The sequence below is a fragment of the Kribbella voronezhensis genome (genome assembly GCF_004365175.1).
Classification (GTDB): Bacteria; Actinomycetota; Actinomycetes; order Propionibacteriales; family Kribbellaceae; genus Kribbella; species Kribbella voronezhensis.
The window spans coordinates 2,944,533-2,967,367 of record NZ_SOCE01000001.1; the positions used below are offsets into that span (position 1 = coordinate 2,944,533).

Annotated in this window: 24 protein-coding genes, 1 pseudogene and 1 riboswitch; of the genes and pseudogenes, 8 read left to right on the plus strand and 17 right to left on the minus strand. The window is 64.4% G+C overall.

Translation table 11 applies throughout. The features are described from left to right. Positions 1 to 24 precede the first annotated feature (24 nt). The 11 genes and pseudogenes from EV138_RS13440 to EV138_RS13480 form a co-directional block, all read right to left on the minus strand. Positions 25 to 1,335 carry a DUF3631 domain-containing protein gene (locus EV138_RS13440; RefSeq protein ID WP_133979167.1) on the minus strand — a complete coding sequence of 437 codons (1,311 nt, stop codon included), beginning with the start codon at positions 1,333 to 1,335 and terminating at the stop codon, positions 25 to 27. Then, on the minus strand, positions 1,332 to 2,210 hold the full coding sequence (locus EV138_RS13445; RefSeq protein WP_133979169.1) for a bifunctional DNA primase/polymerase: 879 nt from the start codon (positions 2,208 to 2,210) through the stop codon (positions 1,332 to 1,334). The genes EV138_RS13440 and EV138_RS13445 overlap by 4 nt, the downstream gene beginning before the upstream one ends. 24 nt (positions 2,211 to 2,234) lie before the next feature. Continuing rightward, positions 2,235 to 2,675, minus strand: a complete 441-nt coding sequence (locus EV138_RS13450; RefSeq protein WP_238158112.1) for an RRQRL motif-containing zinc-binding protein — start codon at positions 2,673 to 2,675, stop codon at positions 2,235 to 2,237. Beyond that, positions 2,672 to 2,962: a DNA cytosine methyltransferase gene (locus EV138_RS37975; RefSeq protein ID WP_238158113.1), complete on the minus strand. Its 291-nt coding sequence runs from the start codon at positions 2,960 to 2,962 to the stop codon at positions 2,672 to 2,674. The genes EV138_RS13450 and EV138_RS37975 overlap by 4 nt, the downstream gene beginning before the upstream one ends. Further along, positions 2,959 to 3,129 (minus strand): hypothetical protein, encoded by a 171-nt coding sequence (locus EV138_RS37980; RefSeq protein ID WP_238158114.1) that lies wholly within the window; start codon positions 3,127 to 3,129, stop codon positions 2,959 to 2,961. The genes EV138_RS37975 and EV138_RS37980 overlap by 4 nt, the downstream gene beginning before the upstream one ends. A 31-nt stretch (positions 3,130 to 3,160) precedes the next feature. Then, a pseudogene (locus EV138_RS38585) lies at positions 3,161 to 3,730 on the minus strand (DNA cytosine methyltransferase); the annotation flags it as partial. After that, positions 3,625 to 3,960, minus strand: a complete 336-nt coding sequence (locus EV138_RS13460; RefSeq protein ID WP_133979173.1) for a hypothetical protein — start codon at positions 3,958 to 3,960, stop codon at positions 3,625 to 3,627. The gene EV138_RS13460 and the pseudogene EV138_RS38585, both read right to left, overlap by 106 nt. Positions 3,961 to 4,133: 173 nt before the next feature. Further along, entirely contained in the window at positions 4,134 to 6,341 is a 2,208-nt protein-coding gene (locus tag EV138_RS13465) for a cell division protein FtsK (RefSeq protein WP_133979175.1), read from the minus strand. Between the two features lie 2 nt (positions 6,342 to 6,343). Beyond that, positions 6,344 to 7,198, minus strand: a complete 855-nt coding sequence (locus EV138_RS13470; RefSeq protein ID WP_133979177.1) for an ABC transporter permease — start codon at positions 7,196 to 7,198, stop codon at positions 6,344 to 6,346. Continuing rightward, on the minus strand, positions 7,195 to 7,437 hold the full coding sequence (locus EV138_RS13475; RefSeq protein ID WP_133979179.1) for a hypothetical protein: 243 nt from the start codon (positions 7,435 to 7,437) through the stop codon (positions 7,195 to 7,197). The genes EV138_RS13470 and EV138_RS13475 overlap by 4 nt, the downstream gene beginning before the upstream one ends. After that, positions 7,434 to 7,685 carry a DUF6284 family protein gene (locus EV138_RS13480; RefSeq protein ID WP_133979181.1) on the minus strand — a complete coding sequence of 84 codons (252 nt, stop codon included), beginning with the start codon at positions 7,683 to 7,685 and terminating at the stop codon, positions 7,434 to 7,436. Before EV138_RS13480 ends, EV138_RS13475 begins: the two co-directional genes overlap by 4 nt. 190 nt (positions 7,686 to 7,875) lie before the next feature. On the opposite strand from EV138_RS13480, the gene EV138_RS13485 reads away from it, so the two are divergent. The 5 genes from EV138_RS13485 (at position 7,876) to EV138_RS13505 (ending at position 11,377) form a co-directional block, all read left to right on the plus strand. Next, on the plus strand, positions 7,876 to 8,607 hold the full coding sequence (locus tag EV138_RS13485) for a GntR family transcriptional regulator (protein ID WP_133979183.1): 732 nt from the start codon (positions 7,876 to 7,878) through the stop codon (positions 8,605 to 8,607). Then, positions 8,607 to 9,104 (plus strand): GNAT family N-acetyltransferase, encoded by a 498-nt coding sequence (locus EV138_RS13490; RefSeq protein ID WP_133979185.1) that lies wholly within the window; start codon positions 8,607 to 8,609, stop codon positions 9,102 to 9,104. The genes EV138_RS13485 and EV138_RS13490 overlap by 1 nt, the downstream gene beginning before the upstream one ends. 125 nt (positions 9,105 to 9,229) lie before the next feature. Continuing rightward, the gene (locus EV138_RS13495; protein WP_133979188.1) at positions 9,230 to 9,829 is read left to right on the plus strand and encodes a hypothetical protein; all 600 of its coding nucleotides are present in this window, start codon (positions 9,230 to 9,232) and stop codon (positions 9,827 to 9,829) included. 269 nt (positions 9,830 to 10,098) lie between these two features. Further along, positions 10,099 to 10,917, plus strand: coding sequence for a hypothetical protein (locus EV138_RS13500; RefSeq protein ID WP_133979190.1), 819 nt, complete (start codon positions 10,099 to 10,101; stop codon positions 10,915 to 10,917). Then, positions 10,904 to 11,377, plus strand: coding sequence for a type II toxin-antitoxin system VapC family toxin (locus EV138_RS13505; RefSeq protein WP_133979192.1), 474 nt, complete (start codon positions 10,904 to 10,906; stop codon positions 11,375 to 11,377). The genes EV138_RS13500 and EV138_RS13505 overlap by 14 nt, the downstream gene beginning before the upstream one ends. 70 nt (positions 11,378 to 11,447) lie before the next feature. Here the strand turns inward: EV138_RS13505 and EV138_RS13510 are convergent, their stop codons facing one another. The 4 genes from EV138_RS13510 to EV138_RS13525 form a co-directional block, all read right to left on the minus strand. Next, the gene (locus EV138_RS13510) at positions 11,448 to 12,749 is read right to left on the minus strand and encodes a restriction endonuclease (protein ID WP_133979193.1); all 1,302 of its coding nucleotides are present in this window, start codon (positions 12,747 to 12,749) and stop codon (positions 11,448 to 11,450) included. A 149-nt stretch (positions 12,750 to 12,898) separates the two neighbouring features. Then, entirely contained in the window at positions 12,899 to 13,549 is a 651-nt protein-coding gene (locus EV138_RS13515; protein ID WP_133979195.1) for a hypothetical protein, read from the minus strand. 1,362 nt (positions 13,550 to 14,911) lie between these two features. After that, entirely contained in the window at positions 14,912 to 15,709 is a 798-nt protein-coding gene (locus EV138_RS13520) for a pentapeptide repeat-containing protein (protein ID WP_166678580.1), read from the minus strand. 1,253 nt (positions 15,710 to 16,962) lie between these two features. Then, positions 16,963 to 17,661 carry an SDR family oxidoreductase gene (locus EV138_RS13525; RefSeq protein ID WP_133979199.1) on the minus strand — a complete coding sequence of 233 codons (699 nt, stop codon included), beginning with the start codon at positions 17,659 to 17,661 and terminating at the stop codon, positions 16,963 to 16,965. A gap of 538 nt (positions 17,662 to 18,199) precedes the next feature. Then, positions 18,200 to 18,407: riboswitch (cyclic di-AMP (ydaO/yuaA leader) on the plus strand. Positions 18,408 to 18,411: 4 nt separating this feature from the next. Here EV138_RS13525 and EV138_RS13530 point away from each other — a divergent pair. Together EV138_RS13530 and EV138_RS13535 are read left to right on the plus strand one after the other, a co-directional pair. Further along, on the plus strand, positions 18,412 to 19,956 hold the full coding sequence (locus EV138_RS13530; RefSeq protein ID WP_133979201.1) for a glycoside hydrolase family 16 protein: 1,545 nt from the start codon (positions 18,412 to 18,414) through the stop codon (positions 19,954 to 19,956). Positions 19,957 to 20,178: 222 nt separating this feature from the next. Continuing rightward, positions 20,179 to 20,538 (plus strand): YciI family protein, encoded by a 360-nt coding sequence (locus EV138_RS13535; protein ID WP_133979203.1) that lies wholly within the window; start codon positions 20,179 to 20,181, stop codon positions 20,536 to 20,538. A 52-nt stretch (positions 20,539 to 20,590) separates the two neighbouring features. Here EV138_RS13535 and EV138_RS13540 read toward each other — a convergent pair whose 3' ends face one another. Then, on the minus strand, positions 20,591 to 21,223 hold the full coding sequence (locus EV138_RS13540; RefSeq protein WP_133979205.1) for a histidine phosphatase family protein: 633 nt from the start codon (positions 21,221 to 21,223) through the stop codon (positions 20,591 to 20,593). A gap of 61 nt (positions 21,224 to 21,284) precedes the next feature. Beyond that, the gene (locus tag EV138_RS13545) at positions 21,285 to 21,977 is read right to left on the minus strand and encodes a DUF4386 family protein (protein WP_133979207.1); all 693 of its coding nucleotides are present in this window, start codon (positions 21,975 to 21,977) and stop codon (positions 21,285 to 21,287) included. A 144-nt stretch (positions 21,978 to 22,121) separates the two neighbouring features. Here EV138_RS13545 and EV138_RS13550 point away from each other — a divergent pair, with 144 nt between their 5' ends. Next, entirely contained in the window at positions 22,122 to 22,790 is a 669-nt protein-coding gene (locus EV138_RS13550) for a class I SAM-dependent DNA methyltransferase (RefSeq protein WP_133979209.1), read from the plus strand. Positions 22,791 to 22,835 lie beyond the last annotated feature (45 nt).

Below are 22,835 nucleotides of genomic sequence, written 5' to 3' on the forward strand. Positions count from 1 at the left end.
TGACTCCGTTCTGTCCAGGCGTGCTCATGCGGTCTCGCGGGAGGATCGGGTGTCATCGGTGAGAGCCGGAACAGGCCTGGGTCCCCAAGCCGTCCCAGCCGTCCCAGGCGTAACTTCGCAGGTCAGCCCCGGGACGGCTTGGGAACCTGGGACGGCTTGAGCCGTCCCAGGGGGTGAAGCCGTCCCCGTGCTGACCTGCGAAGGGACGGCTGGGACGGCTGGGACGCCTTCTCCCGAGACCGTCTTTGGCTCAGGGCAGTAGCGGTTCCACGCATCACTGAAATCGCTTCGGGTGTAGCCCTTGGCCTGCCCGGTGGTGAAGCGGATGTTCGCGCTACGGATCTCAAAGTCCCGCAGCAAGTTGCCCATCTTCATCGGGGTCAGCCCATTGGGTCCGTGGGTCGCCCAGGGAGCTTCCGGATCAGCCTTGAGCCGGTCGAGAAGTACAGCGGTCGGCAGTGCGTCCGCGTCCTGAAATGCGATGCGGCAGTCGGACAGGAGCCGGGTGTGCAGCGACGCCTCATCGCCAGCGTCGCGGTCGCTAGTCAACGCAACGGCGGCCTTGCGTGCTGCCCGGGGCCAGGTCCCGCCCGCCAGATCGGCAACGGCAATCAGCGGTTCCCAGGTGTCAGCAGCACGGTCCTCCAACGGCATATCCGGGGCAGCGTGGGTGAGTTCGTCCAGGTGCGCGGTGAGCCATAGGTTGAGGCGCTGGCGCAGCTCGTCCAGTTGGGGGCCGTCGCGGCGGACCCGATACGGCTGGACTTCTTCACCGGGCGCACGGCGGCGCATTCGGACGATCGCGGCGCGGTCCTCGATGGTGTCGGGCATGACACCAATCCCTGCAAGTGCGGCCATGGCGAACGTCTGGATTTTCTCCACCGCATCCTTGCCCGCGTTGTAGCGCAGAGTGGGACGCCCGCGTTGGTGACCGGCGTTCAGCAGTCCGCGCAGGTCTTCGTTGTCGCCCGCCTTCGGACCGAAAATAGTGTCGGCCTCATCGATCAGCAGCGTGGGCGGATCTGATGGCATGAGGCCAATTGATCGGTAGACGGCTGACGGGCTGGCGTTGGTGGTCATCAATGGCCGGTGACACATCCCCTCGACCATGTCGAGTAACCGGGATTTACCGCACCGCTTCTCAGGCGCTCGGATCACCAACCGGGGTGCGCAGTTCCATGCCGGAATGGCGTGGGATGCGGCGATCCACAGGACGACCGCGACCATCGCTGAAGTGCTGGGCAGGATGACATAGCGGGCGACAGTGGCGGTGACGTCGTCCAGGAGTTCGGCGCCGTTTTCCGTGTCGTCGGTGGTGTCGTTCGGGGTGGTCATGCGGCGATCCCTTCGTCGCGGAAACCGCCGGCGATGGCGGCTTTGATGTCTCGGTCGCTTTGCGCGGCTTGGTGTCCGGCGTAGGTCAGGGCGGCGAGTGCGGTGGTCTGCTCGATTGCTCCGGCTGCGACCATCCGGGCGGCGCCTCTCGCGGCGCCGTACAGGGTCGTGCGGCGCTTGCCTTGTGGTGCTCGTCGAACGGCGTCGAGCAGGCTGTCCAGGAGCTTGTCGGGGTGGGAGATGCCCCCGCCCGGTCGTGTGGTGACGAGGCTGGTTCGCGGGGTGGCCGGATCGGCCGGCGCGGGTGGCAGGCATGCGGTGATGAGAGCGGGGGGCATCTCTGCTGTGTCGGGTGTGCTGGTGGTCGCCCACCGGTAGGGCAGGCCAGTGCGGTGGTGGATCGATGGTGGGAGCACGACGTATCCCCCGTCGGCTTTGATGTCGATTCCCGGGTGTCCGGGCATCGGGCGTGAGGGCATCGGGTGTCCGGGGTGGCGGTAGTAGAGGTGTTGTCCGCCGGAGCCGGTGATGACTCGCAGGGTGCGCGGGAGCAGTCCGTCGTTCACCAGGTTGGTCATGCTCGTGGTGCCGCCGTGTGCGGGGTCGACGTCGACCACCAGGAGCCCTGACACGGCGCCGGCGCGGAGCGCGAGTTGGCCGTATGGGACGGCGGCGATGATCGCGGCGACGCGGTGCGGGTCGGTGGTGGCGGCGTAGAAGCCGTGGCAGGTGAGGTGTCCGCAGGTTGCGGGGTCGTGGTCGGTGGCGGTGTGGCAGGGGGTGCAGTTGGCTACGGGCCGCTTGGATCGGGCGAGCATGAACACGGGCCATCCGTGGGTGGCGGCCTCGAGTGCTGCGGTGAGGATCTGGTTCATCGTTGGTTCTCCCCTCGAGTGGGTTCAGGCGGCGTAGGCGTTGGGTGTGGTGTTGCGGTAGGCGCCGGTCATGCAGTCGGTGCAGCGTCCGTCAGAGGTCGGGATGCAGTAGTCGGCGACGTGGCCGCAGAGCTTGCAGCGGCGTCGCGCTTCCATGGCTTTGTCCAGGGCGTTGAGTTGGGCCGGTGAGGCGACGCGGGATGGTTTGGCGAGGTCGAGCCGGTACAGCCAGGCCCACCGTTTGCCGTTGCGCCACACGAGCAGCGCGTAGGGTTCGTGGCCGCCAGGGCACATGCGCATCGCGCGGAGTTGGCGGCGGGTGGCGAGTCCGCCGGGTGCGAACTTGTACTTGAACACCGGTGTCCCGTGCAGGTCCCAGCCGAGCCACTCCCCGCCGTTCCACAGCGTGACCCACCGCGAGGCCGCCGGGTGCAGACTCGCCCGGTCCATCAATGCGCCGGTCATGCCGCCTCGATCGAGTCGGCCGTGACGATTCGGCGGGCGACCCACTCGAACACCGGCACGGCGACCGAGTTACCGAGCTGCGTGTACCGGTCCCGATCGGACTGCGGTTCACCGTGGGACGTGGCCGTCCAGCCGTCCGGGAACCCCTGCAGGCGTTCACCTTCCAGCGGGGTGAGCCGTCGCGGTCCGGTGTCGGGTTGGACGACGTAGGTGACCATCGACGGGTCTTGTTTGTCGTTGCCACCGTGGCTCACGAGCGAGTACGCCGCCGCCGGCGCCCAGGTCATGCCGCTGCCTCGGTCGTCGCGGTCGCGGCGGTCTGCTCCAACGCTGCTCGCAGCTCCGGCGGCAGGTTGCGGCGTCGCCGGGCGGTGCGGGTGAGGATTCCCCGGCAGACGGTCGGGTTCAAGGAGTACTTGGACAGGTGCGGTCCGGTCTCCAGAATGTCCGACAAGGACGAGTCGGCGGCGCCTGTGGGGTACTCCGAAACCGCGAGCGTCCAGCACCCGCCAGGCACTGTCCATCCCGAGCTGGGCCAGGTCACCGAGGACCGCGCCGAAGTCGTGTCCGTCGTTGACGGACAGAAGGCCAGGGACGTTCTCGCCGACGAACCAACGGGGATGTAGCTGCGCCAGCAGTCGCGCGACGTGCACCCACAATCCTGAGCGTGGGTCACCCAGGCCGCCACGACGGCCCCGAGATGAGTTTCCCTGGCAGGGCCATCCGGCCGCGACGATGGTTCGTTCGGGAACAACGCCAACTGCTCTGAGGTCATCGGCGGTCACCTTCGTGAGGTCTTCGAACAGATGCGTTGCGGGGAACCGGTCGGCCAGGACACCGCGTGCGGCAGGGGCGATCTCGACAGCGGCGAGGGCGGGGATGCCGGCGCGCTGGAACCCGAGATCGATGCCGCCGATGCCGGCGCACAGCGACACCAGATGCAGGCCGGTCACTTGCTGCTCTTGCTGGTCGTGTTGGTTCCCGCGCCTCGGGTGGCGCGGATGTGGTTGATGACGTGGCGCCCGATCCGGACCCGTAGCCCGGAGCCGTCGCACTTGCCGCAATGGCGGTAGGCGTTGCCGAGCGGGGACTTGAACTTGCCCGCGCCCTTGCAGCGGCGGCACTTCCCGAACGGCCAGACAAGGCAGGTCAGGAGGTAGAAGGCGATGCTCACGGTGACGATGAGTGCCACGGTGGCGGCCTGGGCGAGGGTGTGGACGGTGGCGGTGAGTCCGCTACCGTGGGTAGCGGCTGTGAGGAGGGTGGTAGCGGTGGTGGTTGGCACGGGAAGCCTCCGAAGGGCTGTTTTTGGGCGTGAGGAGCCGTGGCCGCTACCCGCTACGCGTGGATGAACGGCCTGGTCAGGTTCTGGTTGTGAGGTAGCGGGACGGGTAGCGCAGCCGCTACCGGTAGCCCGGGGGCCGCTACCGCGACCGTCCCGCCGCCTTCTCTAGACGGTTACTCTGCGTTGATTTCGCGGCGGTGTATCGCGGCGCGGATGTCGTCGGCTCGGGCGCCCTTGCGGGTCGCGCCGTCGCGTTTGACGTTGACGCTGGGCACGTTTAGGCCGCGTGCCTGTGCCGAGATCGCTTCGGCGGTGGTGCCTTCGTACTGTTCGGGCATGTCCTGGGCCAGGCGTCCGGCGATGGTGTCCCAGTGCGCGGCGTTGTCGGCGCCCATCACGGTGAGCACGTCGGCCAGGACGTCGCGGGTGGCGCGCTCGATCTGCTCGCCGGCTGCTTCACCGGTGAGGGTGCCGAGGCGTTCGCGGTGTTTGCGGGCGGCGGTCAGGATCTTGTCGGCGTCGGTGTGGTCGGCCAGGAACGTCCGCACCGTGGGTGTCGCGTCGGACGCGCCGTACAGGTAGCCGACGCCCCGGTACTCATCACCGATCGGCAGCTTGGAGGCGTCGAAGCCTTCCTGGTAGGCGTCGCCTCCCAGCACGGCTTCCGATACGACGCGGTTGCCGCAGCGCAGGGCGAACCGGTTGGTGTGGTTGTCCCTGTACCGGTTGAACAAACGGGCCACGTCGCCGGCGCCGACACCGCCCGGCTTCTGCGAGCTGGACTCGATGATCACGCCCGCGCTCGGGCCGACTGCTTGGATGCGGGACAGTTTGGCGGCGATCTCCTTATTGATCGCTTGGTCTTCGGTCTCGAAGTAGACCTGGAACTCTTCCATCACCAGCACCAGGACCCGTAGGTCCGGGTAACGGCGGTCGCGTGCGAGTTCCTCGGTCAGCTTGCCTTCGGGGCACTGGTCGACCGGCAATGTCGTCAAGATGCTGTTCACGGTGTCGATGTGCGCCAAGATCTCGTCCAGGATCGCCCGGAAGTGCTCGATCGGGTCCGTGTCATTGGGGTTCGGGTGGGTCCCGAACACGATGCGGTGGGCAACCTTCTTGAACGCCAACCAGTCCGGGGAGTTCTTGCCGTCGACGATGACCAGCTTCACGTTCGGGTCCAACGCGGCATGCAGCGCGATCAGCCGGGCCGCGAACGTCTTGCCCTTGCGGGGCTGGGCACCGACCAGCAGCGACGTCCACATCAGCATCAGGTTGACCGGGTTGTCGCGTTCGTCGCGGCCGAACTTCACCGGCCGCCACACCGAGCGCGGCTTGCAGTCCAGCATGTCCGTACGGCCCACCGGCACGGCGAGCGGGTCACGGTCGGCCACGAACAACGTGTGCCGGCGCGAGCTGGTCTTGTCCGGAGTCAAGAACACCTGGTTCACGTGCACATCCAGACCAGAGGCGATCTTCTCCCGCGACCCGGACACGTCCGACCAGCCCTTGCCGTACGGAAGATCCACCAACACCTGAGACCCCGTGTTGCGGGCATCCCTGGACATCTGCGACCCGAACCGGATCTCCTGATCGGTCTTGTCCGGACGACCCAGCCCGGCCGCGTAGTAAGCGCGCAACACGATGTCCGAGTTCAGCTTCCGGAACCGAGGCGCCACAACCGCAGTACCAACCAGCGTCTGACCGGCCGGGCGCCCGTAATGCGCCAACGCAGCGACCGCACCGGCGCCCGCAGCCGTCAGAAGGGTCGCAGGAGCGGCGTTCCACAGGATCGGCGCACTGATCATCACGCCGATGTTCTGAGCCGTCAGAACGCAGCCACGCCACAACCGGGTCGCCTTGAGCTGACGGTGGATCTTCTCCCACTCCTTCAACTCCCGCTCATCGGCCGCTGCCTGCTCAAGAGCGACCGAGTTCGGGACCCACCACCACGCGATCTGCTTACCTACAAGGCGAAACAGGCCACGGCCAGCAAACCAGGACAGCTTCGCGCCGTACCACGGCGACCGGACCGCGTGATAGCCGAGAACATGACTCGACCGGCCCGCCGCACGGCGAACTGTGGCGGGCAGGTTCTCCGGGCGCAGGTGTACCGGGATGATCGGCAGCCACTCACCAGCCGCGACCGCGACCGGCACGCCCGGCTTGTCCACCGGCACGAGCACCCTGCCCGCACCAGGCGAGGTGTCGGTTCCGTCGTCCAGGGCGACTTCATAGGCGTTGTCCATCCGCTCGACCTCACCCGCCGACAGCGGCACGGTTTGGCCGGCACTGTCGTCGGGGCTCTGCGGGGTGTCGTCGCGGCGGGCGCGGTGGGCGTCCAGGTCGATCGGCTCGGCCACGTCGTTCGGCAGTTCAGTCATGGTCACTTCTCCCCGTTCTTGAAGAGGCGGGTACGGAGTTGGCGGAACCGGCTAGCGGTACGGGTGGGTCGTGGTCCGGCGTGGACCAGGTGGGCGAGGGCGGCGCCCATGCCGAGCACGGCGACGGGCAGGCAGGCGACAACGGTGGTGATCTGCCACGGCGCCTGCGTGACCCCGGCTGCCTCTAGCAGGTGGTAGGCGACCTGACCGAGCGCGCCCAGGACCAGCGCGGCCAGAGCGGACCACTTTGCAAACGTGCGGGCCGCTACAGGCACCTGCCCCGACAGCCAGACCCGCAGGGCGAACGCAGCGTAGGTCTCGACTCCGATCGGGAGGGTGATGGCGGAGTTGATGGTGAAGCCGTCCGCGATCCCGGGCAGCGGGTGAACCACCCCGAACCCGGTCAGCGTGCCCAGTCCAACCCAGCCGGACCAGACCGCGACGAACGCGGGTAGAGCGAGCAGCAGCACCGGCCACGACCGAACCGGCCGGGCATCCTGGGAGGCAGCCGCGGGGACCTTCTCAGCCTGGGCAGTTCTGGCAACGATTCCCGGGTCTACGGACGCTGTGACCTGCGGAGATGCCCCTTCCTCCGACGCGGAGGGCATCTCACCGGCACCCGCCACGGGCTCGGACTCGACCGGGCTCGGAACCGCATGCAAGCGTGGCTCGACCGGTTCCGGGGTGGGCTCGGCCAGCGCGTCCAGAATCGAGCGAGCCTTGTCGGCGCCTATCCGGTACTCCTTCATAATCCGGTTTCGAGACGGCAGCGTGCCCAGCTCCGTAGCGAGCTTGCGGGCGACCGGAATCAGGTCCTCAACAGGGACCGGGTACGTACTGCGAACGGGAGTGCTCATGGGTGGATCTCCTTGCCGGCAAGGACCCGTTGTGCGTCGGCGAGGAACCCGGTCAAAGCCCACAGATCGCCTGACGCAACGGCAGCCGCATCGGAACCGGCGGGGGATGAATCCGTCGTCACGAGGGTGATGACGTTCGCGAGGCGGCCTTCAAGGTCTGCCCGGATCTCGCCAGCGGCCTCGAGGCCGAGCCGCTCGGTCCACACCTCATCAAGGCGCGGAGCGCGGTGGCGGTTCATGCCGCGCCCTCATTGACGGTCTCGCTGTCGTTAGCCAGCTCGCGGCCAACGGTCAGGACTCGCCGCTCAGCGCGTCGGATCCGGCGCCAGTCCAGAGCCGACACATTCGGCCCGGCAATCAGGCAGGCGATCTCCGCGTTCAACAGATCCAGGTCTGCCGCGATCAGCGGCCATTCCCGCTCAATGGCGGCAAGGTCAGCCGGGCTCGGGTCCTCGCTGCTGACGGTCGGAAGGGAGATGATGCTCACGGGTTGTGCTCCTGTTCGTAATGGGACGGGCGCGACCCAGACGCCTCGGCGGGTGCCACCGCCGGGGCGTCGCTATTTCAGGTCCTATCGGCCTTGGTCTGCTTATTTGGCTTGTTGGAACAAGTTGCTTGAGTGACATGTTGGAACAAGCCGCATAAGCTTGTCAAGCACCAGACGAGAGGAACTTGAGATGCCGGAGACGTTGCAAGAGCGAGTGGCGCGCCTGATCCGCGACTCATTGGGCGAGCCGGGCTCGGCCCTGCCCAGTGAGGCGGAGCTTGTGGACCGCTACGGCGCGAGCCGGAACACGGTGCGTGCAGCGCTCGCCGCTCTGGAAGCGGAGGGGCTGATCACGAGCAGCCAGGGCCGGACTCGCCAAGTCCGCAAGATCCGCCGCTGGGAATGGAAGATGGCCGAGTGGGAGAAGGCCCACAACAACGACGGCGACGCCTGGGCGAACACCATCAAAGCCCAAGGCGGGATCCCGAAAAACGATCTTCAGATCCTCAGCATCCAGGCGCCGGCCGATGTCGCCGAAGCCCTCAAAATACCTGCAGGAACAGCGATCCAAGCACGCAATCGCCTCCGCTGGGTCAACGACGAACCCCACCAGCTCAGCGACTCCTACTTCCCGCCATTCGTCACCGACGGGAACGAACTGTTCTGGAACCCCAGCGACCTCGGAGTCCAGGGCGGCCTACTCGCCGCCACCGGCCATAAACAAACCCGCTGGCACGACACACTCACCGCCCGCATGCCTAGCGCCGACGAATCACAGCGCCTGATGATGGCCCCGGGCACCCCGCTACTCATCCACACCCGCGTCGGATACGACGCCGAGGGCCGTCCGGTTCGCTACATGGTCTCCCGCATGGCAGCCGACCGCGTAGAAGTCTCCTACGACCTGAATACGGACGATTGATGTTGATCACCCTTGACGAATCCCACCGCCAGCTCGTCCACCAGGTCCGCGACGAAGCCGGAGAATGGTTAGCCACAAAAGGCACCGACCAGTACCGAGGCGGCCTCGACATGGCCCAGGTCCACGCCAACATCGACCACGACTTTGACAGCTACCCTTTCGTCGGCTGGCTGGTCGATGGCAATGTGGTTGCAATGATGGCCCTAATCGCGCCAGAAACGGATTTTTGGTCACCTGAAGAGCTAGCCGAGCCACAGACCTACATCAGCAGATTCTTTGTAGTAGAACACGGCAAAGGCTACGGCTCTGCTCTGCTAGCAGCCGTGATAGATCATGCGCGAAAAGAAGGCCACTACTGGGTTCGCCTGAACTGCTGGAGCACCAACACTAAGCTACACGACTACTATATTCGGCACGGCTTCGATCTTGTCCGAATCTGCAACATCCCGGGCCGAATGAGCGGTGCGCTCTTCCAAATCTCCATCAATCAGGATTGAATTTTATCAGCGAGACTCCCAAAACATAGGCGACCGGAGGAAAGTTGGACGCGTTTTGGTCAGAGATTAGCAGTGCCCAATGGCTCGCGAACGAGGGCGTCCCACTGGTTGCGACATTTGCTGCCGTGGCATTCGCATACTGGGGCATCCGGAAGCAACTCAAGCATGATCGGGAATTGGCCCAGGCAGCCCGTCGAATTGAGGCTGCCCGAGAGTTCGCGACCGTCGCACTGACCATGATCGACATGCTTGAGGACCACAGTACCGCAGACCCCTGGTGGCTACGCCCTCGTTGCGATGAACTGATGGATGTCTATTCAGCCCAATTGAAGTCTCAGATCCTTCTTGGCCAATCCAGATTAATCGACGACATAACTTCTGGAATACGCGACATCTCTCACGCATGGGAAGGCTGCCACAAGAGAATCCAGGATGTCGCCAATCAGCCAGGCGTACAAGCAACGCCCGCTCGAATGGGGAGCGCACTAAGCTCAGGGATATTCGAATTATTCGATCCGGTCGTCATCGCCTCTGAAGAGCTGATCCGCTGGGACGGCCACCTACCGGAGCCAAAATTCGACTGGCCCAACCATCACATCCCGCTTAGAGGCAGGCGTGCGGATCAAAAAGAGCGCTGGCTGAGTTACTACGCAAATCAGTCCGAAGCGATGTTGCGGGTGACGCCTCGAAAGAAGCCTCATCGCTCCCCAAAGCAATCACCTTGACCATCCGAAGCCATCAGGGTCCTCCCGCGATGTCTTCAATTCCCACCCCGAGGGTTCGGACCGGATGGACTCGTTCCACGCGGAATGCCGCTAGGTCTCCTTCATAGGGATGGACTGACGATCTCGGTGCATGATCGCACCGAGCTACTCCTGGCGGACAACCAGCCACCAGCCTAGTTCTGACGCCTCACTGTCTGGTTGCAAACGCCCGATAGCGCCACCTTTGGCATTTCGATGCGTCGGAGGCCGAGGCGCTGTACCGTCGTGTCATGGCTGACCAAGTCTCAATCGACATGCGAGGACCCCACTCCCGCATGGATGCCGAGGCTGTCGTTGAAACACTCGATCAGTTACTCAAGACGATCGTTGAGCTGGAGGTTGCCCAGGTTCGCGGTGCACTGAAGGCCCCGCGTAGTCGGTGGCGCTTCACAAACCTCGGGCTCGGCAGCCTGCACGCAACCCTCGCGCCGCTGAAAGTCGAGGAATCCTCCAGTGAGGCGATCCTCGATGTTGCCGCCCTCAGATTGGTGAAAGGATTTGCGGTTGCCGAGACGGAGGATGTCATTCCGGAGGGATGGACGCCTACCGCAGTACGGCGTGGTCGAACCCTCGCGAATGGCTTGAAGCACCACCTGCCTGACGGTGTCACCTTGACCCTTGTGCGGAACGGAGAGCCAGTGCCCGACGTCCCGACGGCTCGTGTCACGTCCGAGGTCGCCGTCCACCTAAAGAACGCTCTGGACGTTCGGCAGGAGAGTATCGGCTCAGTCGTGGGCATGATCGGGTCGATCAACATCCACCGCCGAAGTGTCGCGGGCCTGTGGCCGGAGCGAGGGGGCTCACGCCTGGAGGTCACGTTCAACGCCGAGGACCTTGACGCGGTGCGCGCTGCACTTGGGCAGCGTGTTTTGGTTGCTGGCAGGCTCAAGCGAAACGGCGCCGGCCAGATCGTCCGCCTGGACATGCGGACCCTTGAGCTACTGCCCACGGACCACGAGAGCCTCCGTGAGCTGTACGGTCTCGATCGAGAACTCACCGATGGGCTCAGCTCGCTTGAGTATCTGAGGACAGTCAGTGACAAGCCCTGATAGGCCGAGTGCGGTCTACCTTGACTCATCCGCATTCATTGCCGCCATATTGGCGGAGCACGGTTCAGAGCCGATCATTGACCTGCTCGAGAAGGTCGAGCAAGGTTCCATCACCTTAGTAGCGGCCACAGCATCACTGGTGGAGGTTCGCGGCGGAGGCTTATCGCGGCCCGCCGACCCCGCTGTAGATGCGGCAATCCTTAGCCGCCTACTGGGCCCGAACGTACTTCTCGTGGAACTCGATCGAGTAACGGCGTTGAAGGCGCGCGCGCTGGCCCAGAAATACCGACTCAAGACCTGGGACGCTGTCCACCTCGCATCCGCGATCGTCGGCGGCGCAGAAGTCCTGATGACCCTCGATACCGATTTCCCGCTCGATACAGATGTTGAAGGCGTGTGGGTCTGCAAGCCCTACCAGTTGGGCGGCCATCACCTCTTCAGTCGCGACTGGACTAAGTAGCAACTCCTGAGCGGCGATCTTCCAGAACCGTCCTGGTTCAGGAACCGACGGACCTCCAGGTGATCAGTCGCTACTCCAGGAGCACCTCTTCCGGACGTCTGTTGGTGATCACGGCGCTCTGTCCACTCAAGATGTGGTCGATGCACGCCGGAAGGTCGCCACCGTGGTCGTCGCGAGCGATGGCTAGCAGCTGCCGAGCCAGATGCATCCCGTTAATGAGAACGATTGGATACTGGTCCTCAACCATCTCCAACTGCGCTGGTTCGGAGTACAAGCCGGTTGTTACATAGACGCCAATCCAGCCTCGGCGCAGACGGGCGACAACCCGCGCGATCTCTTCGGCAGAGACTGCACTACTGGGTTTAATGCACTTGGCCTGCCCCAGGACCACCAGGCTGGTTCCCGCCAGACCGCTGCCGATATCCAACCGACCAACGAAGTCTGCACCACCGTCGCCTGAGCGTCGGGTGAGCCATCCTTCGACGTAGCTGTGCCCGGACCCCCTCAGAACGCCAGCAGCTACTGCAGATGCCAAGGCTTCGAAGTCGTGCTTCCGCCCGTCGAATCGTTCGTAGATTGTCTGGAGCGCAGCAGACTCGGTGCTGCCGACGGCAGGCCGCTGTTCTCGCGTCTTGGTCACCCTGGCTCTCGCGACGCGGCGTCGCAGGCTGGGTAGAGCAGAGTTGCCCCGTCTAACCCACTCACGCCAGGAGACTGGGGCAAGATTGAGCGCTTGCGCGACCGTCTTGGACGAGTCCCGGCGAGCATCTATCCAGTTCCACGAGACTTGGTCGGCTTCCGCGCTGAGGTCAAGCAAGGCGATGTCATACACATAGTTGACGAAAGTCGTATGGCCACTGCCGCTCCACTGCACAAGACGTTCGGCGCGTTCGACTAGGCCCAGACCGCAGAACTCGACATGACCTTTGGGCTTGCCATCAATGGACACCGAGCGAAATAAGAACAAGGGAGCGGCGGCAGCTCGCTCAGCCGGGGTGTGGGCCTGGTGTTCGCTGAAGGCCTCTAGTAGCCAAGCGTTGCCCTTAGTAGCACCAGGTGGAACGGTGACTCCCGCCTTGTGGTCGCCGAAGTAGCGCACGTGACCGTTGTCCATGTCAAAGACGTCATGCCAAGGGGTCTGTTCAGATCCAGCCTTCCATGGGCTCGATCTGATGAGCACGGCCGGACGGCGGACACCATCCACACACGACAGCCGCGCAACTCCATTGATGCCTGCTTCTAGCAGCACCCGCTTCTGATCTGGGGAGTGAGTCACATGATGGAAGTTGGAATACCCGTCTAGGACCGCTGGGGCCTGATCCTTCCCTGCCGCATAGCGCAACACCTGGCCAATCTTCAGATTGCCTACCATGACTTGCCTTCCCCGATGAAGTCGTCCAGTGATCCTGCCATGTCCGAGATGAGATCCCAGGCCAGCGGCATCCGTCGACGCCGCCCGACTTCGACGCATCTCCAAATTGCGCTCGCTGAGAGTTCGGACGAATACGTCGCTTCTGGGGCTTAGCCAGCTCTGTAAAGAGTCGTGGCTAGGAGGCCAAGTATCACGATGCCTACCAGGATCCGTCTTGCGGAGCTGCGGACTAGCAGGGGCGGGGGCTCGATCGATAACGCCCGCAGGGTGTCGACGACCAGCGGCAGGCCCATCGAGATGAAGATCAACCAGTACGCGACAGTTGGCGCAACCGCGAGCAGCTTGAGCGCAATCACGGCGATCACCTCGCCAGCGTTAGGACCGCTACCCACCTCGAAACTGGAGAATGCTGCTCCGACCCCGAACCGGGCACCAACAAGTACCGGATCCAGGAGTTCGCGAAGGAGATCCCACGCCTTCAGGACGAGGAACATGAGGATAGCCCGGAGCAGGATGTCCTGCACTCGTCTTGCGATCACTGCCCGCGCGATCGCTGGCTGACCTGTTCTTGCAACAGATTCGCTCAGCTCCGGCTGGCTTCCCTGCGCAGGCTCCGCCGCGAGCTCACGTTCTAGCTTGAGGGCCTCGAGCCGAGTCTTCTTAACGACGTAGTAGGACGATGGAATGCCGATTAGTAATGTTGGCAGCAGCAGGATCCCGCCGAGAACGTGATACCACTCGACCTTGTCCGAACCATCCGCTGTTGCCGCAGCGACCACAACAGCCGCAATCTCAATCATCCAGGTCCCCCCTGCGTAGTCGCGCATATCGTTCCATGGATGCGGCCGAGTGTCGCTGATCCGCCTCCTGATCTCACACGATGTGGGCAGCCGAGACCCAGCCAAGCCCTCAAGCCAACACCGTGGGACCGCGACTGCTAACTCAGCGCGAAGACATCGGACGGCGTGGCATCGGTGGGCCGACGGATCGATAGCTAGCGTGGAAGCAGCCAGAAGCGGGCCAGGTGAGGCGGGAGCAAAATGCTAGAGGAAGTCGTTCGGCAGGCAACGGTTGGAACCTGGGATGTGCTTGATGCATTGGGGTCTTTCGTGGCTGGTCTGGCTGCCTTAGCTGTCCTCCTGTGGGAGTTGTCGGCGAACCGCAAGCGGCACCAGGTTGAAGAGAAGCAAACGATGCACTCGTACTAACGCCCTCGCGGCTTAAGCCGGTACTTCCGCCGGCCAACGACCAGACTCCGCCGACAGATCTGATTCTAGCCACCCGAATGCAGTCTCCAAGTTGGTCTCATCCGCCGCTATCCGGGCATGCTCAGCAATGTTCTGATTGCGGCCTCGCACGCTCCTGCGCAGCTGGTGGAACGCCGCTGAACGCGGAATCGGGGATTAGAAAGTGTGTTGAGTCTCGTGACATATGCAAGGGCTCGCGGCGCGAGCGAGGGTCTCTTCCATCCCGGCACAGGTCGCAGGTGCAAGGTCTCATGTGAATGTCGCAGATTGCGGAGGCGCGTCCCTTAGCCCCAACTGCGACACGCAGCGCCTACTAGACCAGCTGCAGGTTGCCGTCTCCAAGACCAACCGGCCGCGATCTTCCTAGCATGTGCTATCAATAGGAATTCGCGATCAGAGCATCACTGCTCAATTGATTTAGTGCCGTCACTGTATGGCTTCTGGATCGAGTCCATCATTGCGGTAGATAGTTTGGCGAGCTCGCGTGCGCGAATCTGGTCATTTGGAATTAGCGCAATCACGCCGACGGCGTTAGCAAATCTGTCGTCGTCCCGCGCAGCCGAATCGAGGGCCTTCCGCTCTCGGGAAACAGCTCGCTGCATCCGCCTAAGTCCAATACTCCCTGCGCCAGGCAGCAATCCGAGAACAGCAGACAACGTGCCGACAGCAAGGAGTGAGGTTGTCACCAAGAGTACAAACCCTGCCACAACCATGAGAGGCGCCAGAATCGCCGTACCGAGCATGGCCCAGAAGAGCCAACGCTCCTGGGAAGCCAGATCCTGTGCTGCGTCAGCTCGCCGAATGCGTCGATGGCGAGACTGACTCTCCAGATCTGCCAAGAATATTCTGGCTGCGATTTGGTCAACAGGCTGCATAGGGAGAACCGTCTCGCCGAAGGGCTCCAGGCTCGACCGGTCAGTCACCGGGGAGCCGATCCAACCGCTTCGCCACCCACAGCGACATATCGCTGTCCCCCTCAATGACTCGCACCCGTTCGAGTCTGGCCAACTCATTCCCGTGCATGGGGAAGCTCATAGGGTCCACCGCTGCGCCCTTCAAGCTACTGCCGTCGAACCTCGCCCCGCTGAGATTTGCGCCAATTAACAGAGCGTCTGTTAGATCCGCATCTCGCAAGTCAGCATCACTAAGGTTCGCTTCCGCCAGGAGCGTTCGTCTCAAATTAGCCTTACGCAATAACGCGTAGGAGAGATTTACGCCAGTTAGCAAAGCACCAGCGAACGATGACCCAACAAGCACAGCCGATGATAGATTCGCGTGGTCGAGCACAGCCTCGTCGAGATTCGCATTGAGGACAATGCAGTCACTGAGATCCGCTTCCTTAAGTGATGCACCCGACAGATTGGCTCGCGAGAGATCCGAGCCGGTTAGGGATGCCCGGGCAAGGTCAGCCCCCGGGAGCCAGAGATCAGACAGATTGAGGCCCTGCAGCGAGATACCGCGAATATCTGCTCGATATCCAGGATCGCCATATTTGATCAAGTCTGAAATTGCGAACACTGCGGCGCGACGCGCTGTCTCTGCATCGCGTCCATCCTCGCTCCACGACTGGCTCCTGAGCGCGCCGACGATGATGTCCGCGCATAGCCTCGCTGCTTGTGGAGACACACGGCCGAGCAAAGCGAGCGCGCTCAGGCCGGCGATACGCGCGGACGGTCCGCTCACCGTGTCTAGCAGTTTTGACGCCTCGAACACTGCACCTAGATCAACAGCCGGCAAGCGCGCACTCCGGCTGCTCCGGACTCGTTCGCCTCCGCTGTCCTCTGATCCAAAGTAGAACCCGAGCAAGGCCGCGAAAAGGGCGAGGAGCGGAGCGCCAGCGGCATACACGACTGGCCGAGACTGAGGGGAGACAACAACGACAGCCACGGCGAGTCCCGCGAGGACAGGGATGGCCACGGACGCGATCGCGGTTCGGCGTCTGGACCGTGATCTGCGCCGGCGGGCAAGCTCAACGTCGTCATGCGGCGGTGCTGGGAGAGGCAGGCCATCAGAGGGCGGCAAGATCATGGCAACCTCCTAGCTCAGGCCGGAGCAACCTCGGCGATATCAGAGCAGCTCTTGCTGACTTCCAACAGTATGGGGGCATCCGCACACGAAGCAGGCATCCAGCTGCCGCCCTGTCTGGAGGGAGGCGCTCCGATCTTCGTACTTGTTGGCGATCGGGTCGGCATGAGGGCCGCAACCCGGGCCGCAACACTTGGCGTCAGAGGCCTTCGGAATCCACCTCAGAGATCCACGGGGCGACCAGCCAGAGATATAGCGCGAGAGTCGCTGTCGAGCTGAAAAGCGGAAGGTCGGCGGTTCGAGACCGCCCCTGACCACCTCAACCCTCTCCACATCCGGGGAGGGATTTTTCTTTCCCACGCGCGCTCCGCAACCGCTCCTCCGTCGCGGTCACTACACCCGCTCCCGCCCGCCCGGCCTCTCTTGCGGCTACGCCGCGACTGCGGGCTGACGCCCGCCCGCGACAGCCTCGCCGCCACTCGCGCCGCCAGGTGAGGCTGGTCAGTCGGATCGCCCCGAGCAATCGCCCAGGCCGCCTCCAACTCGGCGCTCATCTCGCCGCATCCGCGATGAGACACCCAAGGCCTGTGTCTCGAGACTGCTCCTGACCGCCATCTCCAAGCGTGAGTCCCCCGCTAGGCCGATGTTTCCCTGGCCCGGCGACAGCCACGGCCTTCGAGGCACCCGCAGCCACCGCACCGCAATGCCGGCCGAGTTGGCATGCGTGACCGCGATCTACACAAGCCGTACCGAGTTCTCCCACGAAGTGCCATCGACCAAGCTGTTCGACATCGCTATGAGCGCCGCCCCCCGACCACCCTTTCTGACCTGCGGTTACTCCATCGGAGAACCGCCGACCTTTCCGCTAGTCCAGCAATTTCTGTCCAGCTAGGTGTTCCGCGAGCTGATCGTGCGGCCCGGCGTCCGCGGTGTGGGCGTGATCAGCTGACCTGGCCGGTGGGGCGTATGACGAGGTTGTTGATGTCCACGCCTTCGGGTTGGTTGACGGCGAACAAGATTGCCTCGGCGACTTGTTCGGCGGTCAGTGTCGGTGCCGCGGCGGGTGATCCGCCGCGCTCGTCCCAGAAGGGGGTGTCCACAACCCCTGGGGCGACAACGGTGACGCTGACGTGGTCCTTGGCTACCAGGAGGCGGACGTTCTCGGCGAGGGCGTGCGCGGCCCACTTGGTGACGGAGTACAGGTTGCCGGGTGTGTTCCTGGTGCCCGCGACCGAACCGATGATCACGATCCGGCCCTTGGACTTCCTCAGGTGCGGCAGTGTCTCGCGTACCAGCAGAGCCGGGCCGAGGATGTTGGTGAGAACCATGGCACGCATGGCCGCGGGGTCGTGGTCCTCCAGCGTGCCGGGCAGGGAGAACCCGGCGTTTGCGATCACCGTGTCCAATCGGTCCCACAAGCCCACGACTTGACGCACGGCAGCGGCGACATGGCTCTCGTCGCTGGCGTCACCGGTGATGGTCAGCAGCCGCTCGCCCGCTCCGGTGGAGGTGGCAAGCGCGGCCAGGCGATCGGCATCGCGGCCGGTGATCGCCACACGGTGGCCTTGCTTGAGCAGGACACGGGCAGTGGCCGCACCGATCCCGCTCGAACCGCCGGTGATCAACGTGACGGGTTCCATGGCACGGCCTCCTTGATGACGGCGGTATCGGCGATGCGCCAGGCCCCAGGTGTGTGACCACTGAGTTGGCGGACGCAGGCTACCCGACACTCGTGAAGTTGTGACGCGAAGATCAGGCCACACGAACCGCAACGGGGAATCGAACAGCGTTACCAGCAGCCCCCAGATCCGTGCACACCTGTGATGTAGCACGCAGTGTGGTGGGTTGGGGTGGGGCTCTCTGTAGGCAGTCGGAGACGGTGTGAAATCGGACGTTCGAAATGCGGTGTAAATTCCCGGACAATGTGGCCACGGAATGTCACGAAAAATGTATTGCGTTATTCGATAATCGGCGTCGGGCGACGGAAAGTAATGATCTGAGCGGCGACAGGACGTCGTGATTGTCACGCTGTGTCGATGGCGCGGTTCGATTGTTGCGGTGCGTAGTTGCTGACGGCGTTGTTACCGGTTTGAGACCTCCTGGTGGGTGTGCATATGCTCACCGGCGCCTGGCCGCGGACCTGGGGGACCGGACACAGGCGGTAATGCATACCCCCGCCGACTCGCAACGCCGAGTTCCGCCCTCCGGGTCGGTGGCCCCTCCCACAGAGCATCCGAGGGCGGAAGTGGGGAACCCAAGGTTCCCGGACCGGCCGTGGCGCCCGCGTGCGCTGCTGCCTGTCCTCGGGGCGAAGTCGCGCCAGCGACCGGGCAATCTTCCTGCCCGAGCCCGACAGCTAACCTCACAGGCGTGCAGGAAGGACTGTCCCCATGCGGGATGCTTTCTCCCGTCGGCATGCACAACATCGAGCTGCCGTTCCCTCCGACAGACTGAAAGAACCGGCCGCCAAGGCCGGCCGCCGGGCACTGATCCCGATCATCGCGGGCATCTCCTTGGTCCTCACCACCGCCGGAATCGGCGTGGCCGCGCTGACCTCCGACAGCATCCCGGCCCCGGTCAGCCTCACGGCCGGCGCCGATGCCTACGTGAGCACCACATCCCCGACCCAGAGGCACGGTTGGTCGTCCCGGTTGGTCGCGAAGATGAACGAGGCGACCAGTCTGATCCGCTACACCGTGCCCCCCGTGGCGGACGGCTACGACCGCAAGGCCACGCTGGTACTGACCCGGCTGACCACCAGCAACCCGGCCAAGATCGCGGTGTCGAAGGCGCCGGGCGGCTGGACCGAGGCCGTCACCTACTTGACTGCTCCGAAGCCCGGTACGCCGTTCGCGACCGTGGCCGACGACGGCAAGTCGGCGCAGTTGCGGATCGACGTCTCCAAGGGCGTCACCGAGGCCGGCGAACTGAACCTGGCCGTCACGCAGCCCGAAGGCGCCGGCAGCACCGTCTTCGGTTCGCGCCAGGCCGGTGCGCAGCAGACAAAGCTGGAGATCAGCTACGTCCCCGAGGGCACGACTGACCCGCTGCCGTCCACGCCAACGTCGGCACCAACGACGGTGGAGCCGACGCAGTCGCCCACGGCCATGCCCACGCCCACGGCAACAACGACCAAGCCGACAACTACCCCGACCACCGCGTCACCCACGCCGACCACTTCACCCACCGCCTCGCCCACCACAACGAGTCCGACGTCTACTCCGCCGACGACCGGCCTCGCACCGTCCTGGAGCCCGACGAGTTCGGCCAAGCTGACGTTCCAGGACGAGTTCAATGCCACGACAGTCGACACGACCAAGTGGGAGCGCGGCTGGTTCAAGGAAGGCATCTCGGACGGTGTCAACAGCGACAACCTCCAGTGCTACGACACCAAGCAGGTCACCGAGTCCGGCGGATACCTCAATCTGAGCCTCGCGCAGCGCGAAGCCTTCTGCCGAGGTGGCACCAAGCAGTACGTGTCCGGCCTGGTGAACACTCGTAAGACGTTCAACCAGCGGTTCGGGTCGTTCGAGGCAAGGGTCTGCCTGCCTGACGGTAACGGCGACGGCAAGGTCGACGGTTTCCCGGCCTGGTGGACGAACGGACCGTCCTCGGTGCCGTGGCCGGACCATGGCGAGATCGACGTCCTCGAAGGCATCGGTGGCGGCACCAAGGCTTCGCTGCACTATGTCGACCCGGTCTATCACGGCGGTACCTACTCGCCGACGCCGCTGGCCGGCTGCCACAACTTCGGCTCGCAGTGGACAAGCAGCGGAGTTACGTTCTACTACGACGGCAAGCCGATGTGGTCGCACGCCTTCGCCGGCACGCTTCCGCAGTTCCTCATCTTCAACTACGCGGTTCGCCAGCACGCGGGCGAAGCGATCACTCCCGGCACTGCTGTCCGAGTCGACTGGGTCCGGGTGTGGGCATGATGCGCGCACTGATCGCGTCCCTGCGGCGGTCCTGCTCCATCGACTGCCTGGCGTGAGCTGCTGAGGTAACAACACCGCGCGGGTGCACTCCCATGGCTCAACATGGGAGTGCACCCGCGCGGCCGTCCCAGAAAAGTTCTCGGTAGGTTGTCGGAATTGGTGGGGGCTGTTCGTAGCGTTGGTGGAGGCGGACAGTGGGTCCGCTCTAGTTAAGGAGCAGACATGGCCGAGTACCTCATCTACTTCAATCAGCAGTGGGTGGGCGACCACACCGAGGAGTGGTTCCGGGGGCGGGGGCCGCTGGCCATGGCAGTGGTGGAGGAGATGAAGGACGCCGGGGTCTACGTCTTCGCCGGCGGGCTGGAGGAGGAGGACGGTCCGGTCTACAGCGCCGACCCCACGAGTGGCGAGATGTTGATCACCGACGGGCCGTACGTCGAGACCAAGGAGTTTCTGGGCGGGTTCGCTCTGGTCGACGTACCCGATGACGAGACCGCCAAGATGTGGGCGGGCAAGGTCGCCGAGGCGTGCGGTTGGCCGCATGAGGTACGTCGGTTCAAGCCGCGACCCAAGGCCAAGTAGCAAGGCGCGCTTCACCAGCTGACGGTGCCGGACGAAGTCACAGCGCTGGTCGTTAGTCGAGGGCCTGTAGGTGCTCGGTTTCGTTCAGCGCTACGACTTGGTGGCTGAAGTGGGTGTCGTTGCGGCGGAGGGTGGTGATGCTGCCCGCCGTCAGCGGGAAGAAGACGCGGTCGGTCGACGTCATCGGCATGCCGATCCAGGCGGCGATCAGGTAGCTCGATGCGGATCCGTGAGACACCACGATCTGGTGCGGCGCCGGTCGGCGGAGGATGTCGTCGAGGGCGGGATACAGGCGTTCGACCAAGGCCAGTCGTGTCTCCGCGCCGGCCGGCCCGTCGTGGTGGCCGAGGCGATCGCCGTACTCCGGAAGCGGGATGCGGCGTTCGTCGAGCCAAGCCTGAGGACGGCCGTCCGCCTCGCCGTTGGACCGCTCCCGAAGCCGCGGATCAGTCTGTACGCCGACGGAGAAGCGCGCGGCAATTCGCTCTGCCGCTTCGCTGGCTCGCCTCAGATCAGAGGAGTAGACCTCCACGGGCTGGAGTCCGATCTTGCCGGCCAGGACGTCGGCGATGCGATCAGCCTGCTGGCGCCCACGAGCCGTCAGCTCCGAGTCGTACCAGCCGCCGACGAGGCCGTCGATGTGATGCTGCGCCTCGGGATGCGTGACGAGGTAGACGTGTCTCACTGGCCCTCCTCCGACCGGCCTTGGCAAGCCCAGAGCCTCTCACAAGAAGGCGTGAAGCAGGTCAGATGCCCTCGGCAAGCTTTTCCGGGAGGACGAAGCCGTTGCGGCGTACGAGGACCACGGCGGTGGTTATGAGCCATAGCCAGAAGGCGACGTACGGCAGGAGCCAGGCGCCTTCGATCGTCCAGAGGAACTGGGCCGGTGCGAGGGCGATTCCGCTGATGACGCCCCACCGGCCAAGCCAGCGCGGCATGACCCGGGTCGACGTGATGATCCAGCCGCAGGCGAAGGCGAAGCCGGCCATCGCCAACCAGGCATTGGCAAACCCGAGATGGCTGAGGTCGTACGCGTAAGCCAACTGTCCCGGGTCGAGATCGGCGGCCCGGTTGGCGCCCGCCGCGTCACCGGTCTCGAGGATGACGAACGCGGCGACCAGTACGGCGGAGACCAAGGCCATCGTCGACCGCAGAGGTACTTCACCGTCGACCCGGCGCAGCAGCAACGCCAGGCCCACCATGAACCAGAGCAGAACGAACATCCCGATGTCGCTTCCCGCCTCCGCCAGCCGCACCCAGGTCGTGTCCAGCCCTCTGACGTACGTCGCGGCCTCAGCGGTGGTGGCGTTGATCGCGGGCTCGCCCGGCGAGGCGCCGATCAGCGTCGCGAAGAGCAACAGAGTGCCGACCAGCCCTGTCGCCCCGACAATCCGAGCGAGCGGGGTACCGCGCACCGCCAATTCGTCACCATCGGCCATGTCCTCAGGATGCGCCTGCCGTCGCCTGTTGCCCACTGCGAACAGACCAGTTGACTACGGCAACGAACTCTGAGTGGCGACCGGCGAACGGACGGTGGTGAGCGGTCGGTGGATTGTCGGTGGTGGTGATTAGCATCCGGCGCTATGAATGCTTTCCCTGTCGAGCAGCCGGGCGATCTCGAGCTGGTTCGGGCTTCCTATGACCGAGTCGCAGACAACTACGTTGAGATGAATCTTGGTGACATCACGGCTTATCCCTGGTTGCGTACGGCGATCGACGGCTTCGCGGCCGCAGTACGGGAGCTTGGGCCGGTTCTGGATGTGGGATGTGGACCTGGGAGTGTGACTGCCTATCTGGCCGAGCGGGGCCTGGATGTTTCTGGGGTCGATCTGTCGGCTCGGATGGTGGAGCATGCTCGGCGGTTGTACCCCGGGCAGCGGTTCGCGGTTGCCTCGGCGACCGAGCTGGAGCTGGCCGACGCCTCGCTCGGCGGGATCCTCGGGTGGTGGTCGTTGTTCAATCTGCCCCGGCACATCCTTCCGCTGGTCCTCCAGTCCTTCGGACGAGCGTTGATTCCCGGTGGGCATCTCATCATCGGCACCCACATGGGCGACGGCGAGATCGAGCGGACCGAGGCGTACGGCGGGGTGCCGGTCGGGTGGACCACTTATCTCTGGCAGCCGGCGGAGCTGTGGGATCTCTTGGCTGCGGCCGGCCTGGAACCGGTGGCTGAACTGAAGGTCTCGGAGAGCGTGGCCGGCGTACCCTCCCTGGTGCTTGTCGCGCGGCGGCCCGGCGAGAATCTGCGCTGACGCCCGTGGGCGAATTGCACGTTGCGCTAATCGGTGTTCGCAGGT

What these genes read in the sequence shown, in the direction of transcription:
- EV138_RS13440 (WP_133979167.1), bottom strand. Translation starts at nt 1,335, where the DNA reads ATGACCACCCCGAACGACACCACCGACGACACGGAAAACGGCGCCGAA.
- EV138_RS13445 (WP_133979169.1), bottom strand. Translation starts at nt 2,210, where the DNA reads ATGAACCAGATCCTCACCGCAGCACTCGAGGCCGCCACCCACGGATGG.
- EV138_RS13450 (WP_238158112.1), bottom strand. Translation starts at nt 2,675, where the DNA reads ATGACCGGCGCATTGATGGACCGGGCGAGTCTGCACCCGGCGGCCTCG.
- EV138_RS37975 (WP_238158113.1), bottom strand. Translation starts at nt 2,962, where the DNA reads ATGACCTGGGCGCCGGCGGCGGCGTACTCGCTCGTGAGCCACGGTGGC.
- EV138_RS13465 (WP_133979175.1), bottom strand. Translation starts at nt 6,341, where the DNA reads ATGACTGAACTGCCGAACGACGTGGCCGAGCCGATCGACCTGGACGCC.
- EV138_RS13470 (WP_133979177.1), bottom strand. Translation starts at nt 7,198, where the DNA reads ATGAGCACTCCCGTTCGCAGTACGTACCCGGTCCCTGTTGAGGACCTG.
- EV138_RS13475 (WP_133979179.1), bottom strand. Translation starts at nt 7,437, where the DNA reads ATGAACCGCCACCGCGCTCCGCGCCTTGATGAGGTGTGGACCGAGCGG.
- EV138_RS13485 (WP_133979183.1), top strand. Translation starts at nt 7,876, where the DNA reads ATGCCGGAGACGTTGCAAGAGCGAGTGGCGCGCCTGATCCGCGACTCA.
- EV138_RS13490 (WP_133979185.1), top strand. Translation starts at nt 8,607, where the DNA reads ATGTTGATCACCCTTGACGAATCCCACCGCCAGCTCGTCCACCAGGTC.
- EV138_RS13500 (WP_133979190.1), top strand. Translation starts at nt 10,099, where the DNA reads ATGGCTGACCAAGTCTCAATCGACATGCGAGGACCCCACTCCCGCATG.
- EV138_RS13510 (WP_133979193.1), bottom strand. Translation starts at nt 12,749, where the DNA reads ATGGTAGGCAATCTGAAGATTGGCCAGGTGTTGCGCTATGCGGCAGGG.
- EV138_RS13515 (WP_133979195.1), bottom strand. Translation starts at nt 13,549, where the DNA reads ATGATTGAGATTGCGGCTGTTGTGGTCGCTGCGGCAACAGCGGATGGT.
- EV138_RS13525 (WP_133979199.1), bottom strand. Translation starts at nt 17,661, where the DNA reads ATGGAACCCGTCACGTTGATCACCGGCGGTTCGAGCGGGATCGGTGCG.
- EV138_RS13530 (WP_133979201.1), top strand. Translation starts at nt 18,412, where the DNA reads ATGCGGGATGCTTTCTCCCGTCGGCATGCACAACATCGAGCTGCCGTT.
- EV138_RS13535 (WP_133979203.1), top strand. Translation starts at nt 20,179, where the DNA reads ATGGCCGAGTACCTCATCTACTTCAATCAGCAGTGGGTGGGCGACCAC.
- EV138_RS13545 (WP_133979207.1), bottom strand. Translation starts at nt 21,977, where the DNA reads ATGGCCGATGGTGACGAATTGGCGGTGCGCGGTACCCCGCTCGCTCGG.
- EV138_RS13550 (WP_133979209.1), top strand. Translation starts at nt 22,122, where the DNA reads ATGAATGCTTTCCCTGTCGAGCAGCCGGGCGATCTCGAGCTGGTTCGG.